Annotated in this window: 13 protein-coding genes and 1 riboswitch; of the genes, 4 read left to right on the forward strand and 9 right to left on the reverse strand. The window is 37.7% G+C overall.

Features of this window, described 5'->3' with window-relative positions:
- Nucleotides 1-2: 2 nt before the first annotated feature.
- The 4 genes from QM877_RS07695 to QM877_RS07710 form a co-directional block, all read right to left on the reverse strand.
- Complete coding sequence (locus QM877_RS07695; RefSeq protein WP_414318068.1) at nt 3-152, reverse strand: hypothetical protein; 150 nt, start codon at nt 150-152, stop codon at nt 3-5.
- Between the two features lie 2 nt (nt 153-154).
- The gene (locus QM877_RS07700; protein WP_414318069.1) at nt 155-583 is read right to left on the reverse strand and encodes a hypothetical protein; all 429 of its coding nucleotides are present in this window, start codon (nt 581-583) and stop codon (nt 155-157) included.
- A gap of 119 nt (nt 584-702) precedes the next feature.
- The gene (locus QM877_RS07705; RefSeq protein WP_414318070.1) at nt 703-957 is read right to left on the reverse strand and encodes a hypothetical protein; all 255 of its coding nucleotides are present in this window, start codon (nt 955-957) and stop codon (nt 703-705) included.
- A gap of 254 nt (nt 958-1,211) precedes the next feature.
- Complete coding sequence (locus QM877_RS07710; protein WP_000909283.1) at nt 1,212-1,397, reverse strand: hypothetical protein; 186 nt, start codon at nt 1,395-1,397, stop codon at nt 1,212-1,214.
- Between the two features lie 155 nt (nt 1,398-1,552).
- On the opposite strand from QM877_RS07710, the gene QM877_RS07715 reads away from it, so the two are divergent.
- From QM877_RS07715 to QM877_RS07730, 4 genes are all read left to right on the forward strand, one after another.
- On the forward strand, nt 1,553-2,137 hold the full coding sequence (locus QM877_RS07715; protein ID WP_139659057.1) for a helix-turn-helix transcriptional regulator: 585 nt from the start codon (nt 1,553-1,555) through the stop codon (nt 2,135-2,137).
- Nucleotides 2,138-2,171: 34 nt separating this feature from the next.
- Nucleotides 2,172-2,441 carry a DUF4177 domain-containing protein gene (locus tag QM877_RS07720; protein ID WP_004261908.1) on the forward strand — a complete coding sequence of 90 codons (270 nt, stop codon included), beginning with the start codon at nt 2,172-2,174 and terminating at the stop codon, nt 2,439-2,441.
- 86 nt (nt 2,442-2,527) lie between these two features.
- A complete protein-coding gene (locus tag QM877_RS07725; protein ID WP_414318071.1) occupies nt 2,528-3,967 on the forward strand; it encodes an ATP-binding protein in 1,440 nt (479 codons plus the stop codon).
- 355 nt (nt 3,968-4,322) lie between these two features.
- On the forward strand, nt 4,323-5,489 hold the full coding sequence (locus tag QM877_RS07730) for a tyrosine-type recombinase/integrase (RefSeq protein WP_414318072.1): 1,167 nt from the start codon (nt 4,323-4,325) through the stop codon (nt 5,487-5,489).
- 155 nt (nt 5,490-5,644) lie between these two features.
- Here the strand turns inward: QM877_RS07730 and QM877_RS07735 are convergent, their stop codons facing one another.
- The 5 genes from QM877_RS07735 to cls all read right to left on the reverse strand — a co-directional run bounded on the left by QM877_RS07735 (nt 5,645) and on the right by cls (nt 10,246).
- Nucleotides 5,645-6,373, reverse strand: a complete 729-nt coding sequence (locus QM877_RS07735) for an ABC transporter ATP-binding protein (protein ID WP_281335640.1) — start codon at nt 6,371-6,373, stop codon at nt 5,645-5,647.
- Nucleotides 6,373-7,380, reverse strand: a complete 1,008-nt coding sequence (locus tag QM877_RS07740) for an ABC transporter substrate-binding protein (protein WP_414318073.1) — start codon at nt 7,378-7,380, stop codon at nt 6,373-6,375. Before QM877_RS07740 ends, QM877_RS07735 begins: the two co-directional genes overlap by 1 nt.
- A 37-nt stretch (nt 7,381-7,417) precedes the next feature.
- On the reverse strand, nt 7,418-8,176 hold the full coding sequence (locus tag QM877_RS07745; protein ID WP_414318074.1) for an ABC transporter permease: 759 nt from the start codon (nt 8,174-8,176) through the stop codon (nt 7,418-7,420).
- A complete protein-coding gene (locus tag QM877_RS07750; protein ID WP_414318075.1) occupies nt 8,139-8,429 on the reverse strand; it encodes an MTH1187 family thiamine-binding protein in 291 nt (96 codons plus the stop codon). Before QM877_RS07750 ends, QM877_RS07745 begins: the two co-directional genes overlap by 38 nt.
- A 74-nt stretch (nt 8,430-8,503) precedes the next feature.
- Nucleotides 8,504-8,606, reverse strand: a riboswitch (TPP riboswitch).
- Nucleotides 8,607-8,713: 107 nt separating this feature from the next.
- Nucleotides 8,714-10,246: a cardiolipin synthase gene (gene cls, locus QM877_RS07755; RefSeq protein ID WP_414318076.1), complete on the reverse strand. Its 1,533-nt coding sequence runs from the start codon at nt 10,244-10,246 to the stop codon at nt 8,714-8,716.
- Nucleotides 10,247-10,755: the final 509 nt, after the last annotated feature.

Genomic DNA, 10,755 nt, shown 5'->3' on the forward strand with positions numbered 1-10,755 from the left:
TTTTAGTTTGTCTTTGTTTCGTTTTCGATTTGATCGCCTAATCTTTTCCAGGCTCTATCAAATTCTTCACGTTGGATTTCTTTGCTATGTAATTGCCTCGCTAACTCCATGCCTCTACGCATGAATCTAGCGAAGTGTATTTTTTCTTCCATTCCTAACCCTCCATCATGTCATAGAGTAGGGCGTAGTGTTTATCTGGGATTCTATCTAAGGCTTTCAAGCCATCATGTTCCGCTTTTTGTCTAGTTTCTGCCTTAACCGTGCTATCAAAGGCGATAGAAAAGGCATTTAACATAGCCTTGTAGCGGTCTACACTCTTCAAATAGCGACCACGTTCCCCAAGTTCCTTGTCTTCCAGTTCTTCTTTTACAGTATCGTCCAAGAGTTCAAACTTAGTGTAAACTCCTTTTTCTACTTTAAAACCTAGTCGCTTATTTTGTCTGAGATTGTAAAGATTAACCTTGCAACTGTCTAGGTTACGGTAGCCTAACACTCCTGCGATTTCTTCTAAGTTTTTGCCCTCAAGTTCAGGCAATTTTTCAGCAATATCCTTGAATTTTACTGCTTGATGTTGTTTTCTCATTGTGTACCTTGTCTTTCTATGCTATAATCAAGGTATAGAAAAAATATCTATACCATTCATCTAGTTGCTTGCTCTCCTCGACCAAAATTTGAGCAAGTGACTTTTTTTGTTGTCTTGTTTCATGCTTTTTTCCCTGACTTGGGCTTATAAAGCAAGTCTTTACTTTCGATAAGATCTAGAAGCCAGCTGAAGCCCTGCTCTACTGTTTCAAGTAATGCGCCCAGGTCTTCACTTTCTAAGTCCTCATAGTTCATGCAAAGATATTCGGCTAGTTGTCTGTCTTTCTCAACTAGCTTTTTAAAATCCTTGAAACGCTTGGGAATCGGAAATCCCTTGCTATTAGTAATTGTTTCAAATTCTACTTTATTATCCATTCTTAAAATTTCTACACTTAAATAATAAGTTTCCTTTCCTCTTTTTGCTCATGCTTGCCACTTAAGACAGTACCATATGAATTTACTAATTGAGATAGGAGACAAAACCGTTATAAATCCTTGATACTGCCATAGGTAGCAAGCATCTTAATCTAGCGAATAGTTAGCTAGTCTGATCAATCAATCTCCAGTGGTAAAGCACCATACAAGAAATCTGTAAATATGAACTAAAATCGTGATTGGTTCGCTCCTTTCTAATAGTCTTCTGCAAGCCACTGCATGGCTTTTTGGTAAATGCTCGGTTTTACTTCACCACCGTCTCGAATTTTTCGATAGGTAACTTGTGTAACTCCGATTTCCTCGCCTGCTTGCTTTGCAGTCAATTTCTTGTCTGCCTGCTTTCGGCGAATCGCTTTTGCTTGTGTTGAGGTAATAAGCAATGATATTTCTCCCTTCTTTTTGTTATCATTTTTGATAACTTATAGTTAGAGTATAGCATCATAAATGATACTTGTCAACAGAAAATAATTTTATTTGTTATCTTTTTTGATATTTTTTTATTTTATGCTATAATTACACTGAGGTAGTAGCATTTATGAAAAATCGCATTAAGACTCTTAGACAAGAGCACGGAAAAACACAAGAACAATTAGCTAACGAAATCGGAGTAAAAAAATTAACAATATCTAGATGGGAAAATGCTGAAAATGTTTCTCTGAAGCAAGATAAAGCTCAACAATTAGCAGATATATTTGGAGTAAGTGTTTCTTATTTATTAGGCTATGAAGATAATTTTGTTGAATCAGTAAAAGAGCTTAGTCAAAAAGATGGTTCAGATGAAGCCTTTTTAAAAGCTTTTAGAGCATACTATGAATTAAAAATGGCTGATGGTACTGAAAATCTATTAACTTTAAAAGGGGAAGATTTTCTAAATAGGTATCGTGAAGAAATTTTAAAAAGCCTCATTCCAAATTTTAATGAGTTAAACAAGCATGACATAGAAGAATACTTATCAGATGATAAGATTATTAATGAAGCCGAGCAAAAACTTAATGATTTTCTATTTACTCTTGGAACATTAAACCCTCAAGAGGTTCAATTATTGGTAAACTTCATCTTTCTATCTGAAGAAGATAAACAGATTGTGTTAAACCTATTAAAATCGTTGTCAGATAAATAACAAATAAAAATATGTATAACAAGGAGTAAGCCCCATGGGATTTTTTGACACTGTAAAACAAGAAGGTAGTTTTTCTACTGCATCTGGAGTAAATGGACTACACTACGTTGTCCTCCAGGTAACTTTGAAAGAAAAGTTTTTCGGTACTGGATCAGGAAACCTTACAGAATTAGAAGATGTTATCAATAAACAAGCTTCAAAAGGTTATCGCCTGCATACCATCACAACCGCCAATGGTGGAAGCAAAGGACTAGGCGGTGGTGACCGTATTCAAGCCACAATGGTTTTTGAGAAGATTATTTAAAACCTTTATACAATATATCTTAATTTTCAGCTACTATGCGCGAAAATGGAGGGAATTTGAAGGTTTGATTAACAGAAAGGAAACACATGGAAAAAATATTTGATATCAACTATTTAAAATCTACACCTGAAGATCAACACTTTGATCGAAAAAGTGCGCGTATTAAACCAAAAGATATTCTAAGGCACCTCGTTGCATTTGCAAATGCTGAAGGTGGACATCTTGTTATTGGAATTGAAGACGATGGGGAAGTAACAGGCTTCTCTGACCTACGTGCAAAACCCATTGAAGACTTCCAAAACATCCCATACCAACTTAAACAAACTCCTATATCATTTTCAGATAAAATTATTCCAGTTATAAATTCAAGCGGTGAGGAAGATTGTGTTCTTTTAATTTCAGTGAATCCTTCGGTTGACCGCGTTATTATCTCTGCAAATGATGAGACATTTCTAAGACAAGGAGATAAATCAGTTCCCCTAAGTCATGAACAACGACTTCAACTTACTTATGACAAAGGGCAACGATATTTTGAAGATGAGATAGTTGAAGGAGCAACGATTGATGATATAGATAGTGAATTAATCCAAAGTTATAAAGACAAAATTGGTTTACCTGATATTTCTATCGAACAAGTCTTAAAAAGCCGTGGACTTCTTAGAGATGGTAAATTAACAAATGCAGCTATTCTTCTGTTTGGTAGCAATCCGTCAGCGTTTCTCCCACAAGCTCGTCTAAGAGTTATTAAATATAGCGATACTTTTGCTAAAACAGGACAAGATTTTAACGTTGTCAAAGAGCAAACATTTGATGGAGCTATTCCTAAAATTATTACAGAAAGTCGCGATTTTGTAAAAAGTCAGCTCAGGGATTTTCAATACCTGGTTGAAGATGGAAGATTTCAAGTAATGCCTGAATATCCTGAATTTGCTTGGTTTGAAGGGATTGTAAACGCCGTTACCCATAGAAATTACTCAATTCGCGGACAACATATTACCGTAACACTTTTTGATGATCGCTTAGAAATAAAGAGTCCTGGTGTACTTCCAAATATAGTTACTATCCAAAATATACTCAATGAACGATTTTCTAGGAATCCAAAAATAGCACGAATTCTATCTGAATTTGGTTGGGTAAAAGAAATGAATGAGGGAGTAAAACGTATCTATAGTGAGATGGAAAGTTTCTTTTTAAATGAACCTAAATACTCTGAACCCAATAGTTCAAGCGTGTTACTTATGTTAGAAAATAACATTTTAAATCGACAACTACGTATTTCAGATAAATTACGCCAAAAACTAACTCCTGAACTCTTCTCCTCTCTAAATTCCCTTGAAAAGCAAGTTGTCACGCTAGCTTACCGTGACACTAAAATTACTACTTCTGAAGTTATGGAATTAATACAAAAAAGTAGACCATATACTCTTAAGATTTTAAAAAGACTAACGGAAGATCTAAATATTCTAGAGTGGCATGGTAGCGGTAGAAGAGATACAACACAATACTATACTTTAAAAGATAAATAGTTTATAGCGGTTTATAGCAGTTTATAGCAGTTTATAGCAGTTTATAGCAGTTTATAGCAGTTTATAGCGGTTTATAGCGGTTTATAGCGGTTTATAGCGGTTTATAGCGGTTTATAGCGGTTTATAGCGGTTTATAGCGGTTTATAGCGGTTTATAGCGGTTTATAGATTAGTATTCTTGTCCAACATATAAAATAGCATTTTATTAAAGTCTATCAATCTATCTTAAATAACTCTTCTTTATGAAAAAGGTCAATTATATCGGTAAAAATAAGAAGTTCTCGTAACTCCTCGCATGGTACAAACTCAAAACCTTTTCTAATTGCTTGCCTGCTGATGGAAAAGGAGTTAAAACCATGAAAATTACACAACACACGAAAAAAGACGGATCAGCAGTCTACCGCTCTAGTATCTATCTTGGCATTGATTCTGTGACTGGTAAGAAGATCAAGACTACCATATCAGCACGAACAAAGAAAGAACTCAAAAACAAGGTCACCCAGGCTAAGGTAGAATTTGAGAAAAACGGCTCTACACGGAAACAACGCTCACATATAACAACCTATAGCGAACTTGTGAAGTTATTTTGGCAAACCTATCAGCATACCATAAAGACTAATACGCAGATAAAGATAAAAGGTTGCTTAAATAACTACCTCTTGCCCTCATTTGGTACTTACAAACTAGATAAACTTACTCCTGTTATTATCCAAACTCAAGTAAATAAGTGGGCGGATGAGTATAATCAGGACGGAACGGGGTATAAAGAATACAATCATCTTCACGCCTTAAATAAACGTATTCTACAGTATGGGGTTTCTATCCAAGCATTAGACAATAACCCTGCTCGTGATATTGTCATTCCTAGAAAGATAACCAGAGATAAACAAGAAATTAAATACTTTCAAGATCAGGAACTTAAAAACTTCCTCTCCTATCTCGATAACCTGGAGAATACCTTTATCAATTTCTATGATACTGTGCTTTATAAAACGCTCCTAGCTACTGGACTGCGCATCCGTGAATGTCTTGCCCTGGAATGGTCTGATATTGACCTGCAGAACGGAACGATTGATATTAACAAGACACTCAACATTTTAAACCAGGTAAACAGTCCTAAGACAAAATCAAGCTATAGAGTTTTAGATATCGATCATAAAACGGTGCTCATGCTTCGTCTCTACCGAGCAAGACAAGCAGAAAACGGTAGAAACATTGGCTTAACCTATGAGAAAGTATTCTCTGATAGCTTTGACAACTATGTCAATACTCGAAAGGTTGATTACCGCCTACATAAGCACTTAAAAAACGCTAACTGTACTGACTTAGGCTTTCATGCTTTCCGACACACTCACGCTAGTATCTTGCTTAATGCTGGTCTACCTTACAAGGAGATACAGACACGGCTTGGCCATGCAAAAATATCTGTAACTATGGACACTTACAGCCATTTATCAAAAGAGAACCAAAAAAGAGCAGTCTCATTCTTTGAAACTGCCCTCGAAAAAATAAAAAGTTCTTAAAAAAGTCCACAAAATAAAAAAAGCAATACATAAAACCCTTATGTATCAACGATTATAGAATGTTTTCGGTATAATTGACTATTATACCGAAATTTTTTCATTTTTAAAAGAAAAAGGGGCTGGTAATGAATAATCCTCACCAACTCCCTATCTTTCTACTTATCTAAGCCTAATTCTGCCAAGATTTGACGTTTGTAGGCAATCTTTTGGACTTCCTTGTCCTCGTCTTCAGACCAATCTAGTTCAATTTCTGAAACAATCTGCCCAGGGCGATTTTTCAAGATATAGATACGATTGCTAAGGTTAAGGGCCTCCTCGATACTATGCGTAATGATGAGTGTCGTCAGGCCTAGCTGTTTATGAATATCAAGATACCAGGCATGAAGCTCCATTTTGGTCATCTCATCCAAGGCACTAAAGGCCTCATCTAAAAGAAAGAGCTTGTGCCCAAATAGGTAAGTGCGAAGTAAGGCCACACGCTGGCGCATCCCGCCACTAAGCTCATGAGGATACTTGTCCCGTACAGCCGTCAACTGAAAGGTAGCAAGGATTTCATCTGCACGGGCAATGGCTTCTGCCTTATCCACCTTTTGGATCAAGAGGGGCAAGATGATATTTCCTAGCACAGTCTTGTGCTCCAGGAGCAGATCCTTTTGTAGCATATAACTCACGCGCCCCTTGGGATTTTCCTCTCCGTCAAGAATGATTCGTCCTGACTGGACTTCTAAAATGCCTGCAATCAGGTTAAAGAGTGTGGTCTTTCCTACACCACTGGGTCCTAGGATAGAGACCACCTCACCTGAAGTCACTTCTAGGTTGATATCCTCTAAAATCTTTTCATTGTCGTAGGCATAGCTTACGTGTTCTAGTCTAATTTCTGTCATTATTTTACAAATTCGTTGGTAAATCCTTTATCAGTCAAGTCTTCCTTGAGGATTCCATTTTCCTTATCCCATTTGTAGAAGGCATTCCAGCGGTCCGCATCAAATTGTCCCCATTTGTCCTTGTCGCTTGCGTATTCTTTTGACAAGTATTTCTGAGATTCGATGACAAAGTCACGTTTATCCTTGAGCTCAGGTGCATTCTTGATGAGGATATCTGCAGCTTCTTCTGGGTGCTCCATAGCGTATTGGTAACCTTTTTTGATGGCTTGAATGACTTTGCGAGCTTCTTCTTTGTTGTCTTTCAGATAATCGTTGTTTGCAATGATAACTGGTGAGTAGTAGTCAAACTCCTTGACATAATCTTTCAAGTACATGAAGTTAGCGTCCACACCTTGAGATTTGGCAAGAATCCCATCCCAACCATAATAAATCCAGGCAGCATCAAAAACGCCATTGGCAATCGGAGTGATCGAGTTGGAATCGTTGTTTGGTACTTTTTCGACCTTCTCAAAGTCTCCACCCTGAGATTCTACCAAGGTTTTCAACATAGCAAGTTCTGTTGGGTCATTCCAGGTTCCATATTTCTTCCCAACCAAGTCTTTAGGACTATTGATATTGTCAGACTTACGAGAGATAATTCCTGATGTATTGTGCTCAACGATAGCTGCAACGGCAGTAATACCTGCTCCTTTTTCCAATTTCTTAGCCATGTAATCTTGGAAATAGACTGCAAATGGTGCCTTACCATTGATAACCAAGTCTGATGAACTTTCTTCTGGCGGTAATTTCAAATCAACATCCACTCCAGCTTCCTTGAAATAACCTTTTTCTTTGGCTACATAAAGCCCTGTGTGGTTGGTATTGGGTGTCCAATCCAGGATAAAGTCAATTTTCTTGAGTTCTGCTTCTTTGTTATCCTTAGAAGCAGTTCCTTGGCCGCAAGCCACAAGCACGACAGCTAGAAGAGCTGTTACAATCGTTAAAAACACTTTCCATGTTTTCTTCATTTTTATTTCCTCTTTTCTTTTTCTAAAACGCTCTATTTTAAGTACGTTTCCATTTAATCACATATTTTTCACTGATATCGACTAGCTTCATCCCCAGAAGACTGATCAGTGATACCAGAATAATAATCGCAAACATGGTATCATACTGAAACAGTTTCTTGGACTGAATCATGTAGACACCTAGTCCTTCAAAGCCTCCCAACCACTCAGACACAACTGTTGTGATAAAGGCATAGGAGACACTGACCCTCAGTCCTGCATAAAAGTAGGGCAGGCTAACAGGGATTTTAAAATGCCACAGGATTTGCCAAGGATTGGCTCGCATCAGACTAAACAAGGTCAGCATGTCCTTGTCGCAATGCCTAAAACCATCTAAAATGCTGACGATGATAGGGAAGGTCGTCGTCAAGATAATCAAGACAATCTTGGGCAAGATTCCATAACCCAACCATAAAACTAGGATAGGAGCTATGGCAATTGTCGGTATAGTCTGGACAACTACCATCATGGGGTAAATCAAGTCATTGAGCCAGCCCAAACTATCCATAAGGACGGCCATAATACAGGCTATCAAGACTCCCAACACTAAACCTAGCAAAGCTACTCTCAAGGTTGCCCAGCTATGGTACCAGAGAAATTCTCTATCACGAACAAAAGAATGGAGGATTTCAAGTGGTGTCGGCAGGATAAACTTTGGTAAGAGTTTTAAGAATCCCGCCACCTGCCAAACGGATAAGACACCTAAAAATCCTAGCAGACTAATATGCCGTCTCATTATACTTTTCAAGTTTCTCATCGATGCTTAAAATCTCTCCTACATTTATTTTCACATTGGCAAAAACATTGTCTGCTCCTTGACCTGCCACCTCTAGCGCTTCTTTGAGAATACGCATCAAGTCATCAAAATCTCCCTCTAGAACCGTTTCAAAGGGTGTCACTACCATAGTAACTTCTTGAGCTTGCAGATAAGCAATGACTTGATCGATAATAGCTATGCGGTCAATCCCTTGTGACAGGGGCAGGACTTGTAAAGCAATGCTTGCTTTCATAAAAACCTCCTTCTAAGTTACAGTTTTTCTTTGAAAAAAGAAAAACCTCTTTCATATATGAAAAAGGTGCAAAATTAGGCTAAGTATTCGTTCCCTACGCTGGCATTACCCAGATCAGGTGCGGTCGAAGTTTAACACTTCCTCTCAGACTGTACACAGACTCCCATATATTATATGGACATATGATAACGCAAAATAAACAAGATGTCAAGGAAACTGCTTACAGAAAAAGAGACGGCAAACCTTCTCTTTCTCTAATTATACAGATGAACTAGCTCTTTCAATTAAAGCATAGGCGCAAATAACTGAGCTACTTCTTTGATTAATGTTTGATACCAAGTAGGCTTGATTGTTCCAGGAAAAATTTCTTGCGATACTTCAAAAATCTCTTCAAAGTCCTTACGAATATCTGCAATCGATGGTGTTTCGTACAACAAAACTGCATTTTCATAGTGGTGAACTAAGCTGCGATAATCAAGGTTTATGGTTCCAACAACCGCAAATCGATCATCAACAATCATTTGCTTACTATGGATAAAACCAGGAGTATACTCGTAGATACGTACACCAGCAGACAAAAGATTAGGATAAGACCCTCGAGTTACTAACTGGATGAGCTTTTTATCTGGGATAAATGGAGTTATAATTCTCACATCTACGCCTCGCATAGCCGCATTTTTGATATCCTCTGTCAAATCATAATCAATAATGAGATAAGGCGTGGTGATATAGACAAAATCTTCCGCTTGATTAATCAGGTTTTGATAGACAATTTTACCCACCTTCATTCTATAGATAGGCTTGGGTCCACTTCCATATGGGATACATAGACCGCCACCTGGTCGTGTCTGATTTTCCAAATGATACTGATCAAAATCACTGATTTCTCCACGGTTGATATACCAGTTCATGAGAAATAGTCTGGTAAAGGCCTGAGTCGCTGGACCATCGATCCGAATCCCACTATCTTTCCAGTGTCCAAAACGTTCAATCTGATTGATATATTCGTCTGCAAGATTAATCCCGCCAGTATAGGAAATTTGCCCATCAATGACTAATATTTTTCGGTGGTCACGGTTATTATAGGCCACTGTCATACGTGGAATCACCTTATTAAACTTATGAGCATCAATCCCTTTAGAGCGTAAATGAACAGTATAATCCCCCGGCAAGGTCACCATGCAACCAATATCGTCGTAGAGCATCTTGACCTCGACTCCCTGAGCTGCCTTTTCTTCCAGAATCTCGAGCATGCTATCCCACATCAATCCCTCTTCGACAATGTAGTATTCTAGAAAAATAAATTTTTTAGCTCTCTTTAGATCCTCCAGCATCTGTTGCCACATTTCCTCACCATTTGCAAAGAATTGTGAGTCTGTCTGATCATAAACTTCTGCATTACTGTCCATATGCAATAAGGCATTGATAATCCCGTAGGCAGATTTATCAGTTCCCTGTATATCTTGATGAAGACTATGTTCGCCCTTTTCATGAGATGCGATAGAACGAAGTTCCTGTAATTGTTTAAATTCTTTTTTGGATAACCGACGCTCACCAAACATGATATAAAGCAAGGGACCAAAAACAGGGACAAAAGTAACAATCAACCACGTCACCTTGCTTTCAGGAGACATAGAACGATTGACAATAGCTAAAACAGTCGCCACGCTGACAAGAAATACAAGAGCAACCCAAACAAGTGGAGCAATCTGGCTCATGTAAAGAATGACTGCAAAAACTACAAATAATTCTATCAGAATAATCGCAATGCTAAAACCATACTTGGACATCAATAGTCGAAATTTTCTAGTCCCCATATCTCCCTCTCAACTTCTAAGAATACTCCTTCATATACTATCTGAGAACGCTTATTACCTTCTAGTATACTTAGTTTAGGAGAACTTAGCAAGTCTTTTCTGTTTAGGCCGATAATTCAACCTATAAAATTAAAAAGAGTCTGCGACAAAATAATTCTCAGCCACAAAAAAGCTAGAAATTCCCAGTTGTGGAACTCTAGCTTTTTATAGTGGCTCTATAATATTTGTAGTGGGTAAATCCCCTATGGATATTATGAAGCCTATTTTTGTGTAGAAAACATACTAAAATTAGTAGTGAGAAAATCTCCGACGGGAGAGAGTACTCACTACTTTTTCTTTATGTTAAAGTAGAGGTATCTTGTAAAGTCGTAGGGCTCTTTGGCGCTAGACGTCGCGTATTGAAAATAAAATCACTAAAACACGGAATTATTCAAGACAAAAGAGGTAATATCATGCGTACAGTATTTGGGATTGATGTGAGTAAGGCAAGTTCTGAGGTGGCAATTTTA

The sequence above is a fragment of the Streptococcus infantis genome, assembly GCF_047463655.1.
Taxonomy (GTDB): Bacteria; Bacillota; Bacilli; order Lactobacillales; family Streptococcaceae; genus Streptococcus; species Streptococcus infantis_Z.

Excerpts from the sequence above, each read along its gene's own strand:
- QM877_RS07720 (WP_004261908.1), top strand. The coding sequence starts at position 2,172 with ATGGGATTTTTTGACACTGTAAAACAAGAAGGTAGTTTTTCTACTGCA.
- QM877_RS07730 (WP_414318072.1), top strand. The coding sequence starts at position 4,323 with ATGAAAATTACACAACACACGAAAAAAGACGGATCAGCAGTCTACCGC.
- QM877_RS07705 (WP_414318070.1), bottom strand. The coding sequence starts at position 957 with ATGGATAATAAAGTAGAATTTGAAACAATTACTAATAGCAAGGGATTT.
- QM877_RS07750 (WP_414318075.1), bottom strand. The coding sequence starts at position 8,429 with ATGAAAGCAAGCATTGCTTTACAAGTCCTGCCCCTGTCACAAGGGATT.
- QM877_RS07735 (WP_281335640.1), bottom strand. The coding sequence starts at position 6,373 with ATGACAGAAATTAGACTAGAACACGTAAGCTATGCCTACGACAATGAA.
- QM877_RS07745 (WP_414318074.1), bottom strand. The coding sequence starts at position 8,176 with ATGAGAAACTTGAAAAGTATAATGAGACGGCATATTAGTCTGCTAGGA.
- QM877_RS07740 (WP_414318073.1), bottom strand. The coding sequence starts at position 7,380 with ATGAAGAAAACATGGAAAGTGTTTTTAACGATTGTAACAGCTCTTCTA.
- QM877_RS07695 (WP_414318068.1), bottom strand. The coding sequence starts at position 152 with ATGGAAGAAAAAATACACTTCGCTAGATTCATGCGTAGAGGCATGGAG.
- QM877_RS07725 (WP_414318071.1), top strand. The coding sequence starts at position 2,528 with ATGGAAAAAATATTTGATATCAACTATTTAAAATCTACACCTGAAGAT.
- cls (WP_414318076.1), bottom strand. The coding sequence starts at position 10,246 with ATGGGGACTAGAAAATTTCGACTATTGATGTCCAAGTATGGTTTTAGC.
- QM877_RS07715 (WP_139659057.1), top strand. The coding sequence starts at position 1,553 with ATGAAAAATCGCATTAAGACTCTTAGACAAGAGCACGGAAAAACACAA.
- QM877_RS07700 (WP_414318069.1), bottom strand. The coding sequence starts at position 583 with ATGAGAAAACAACATCAAGCAGTAAAATTCAAGGATATTGCTGAAAAA.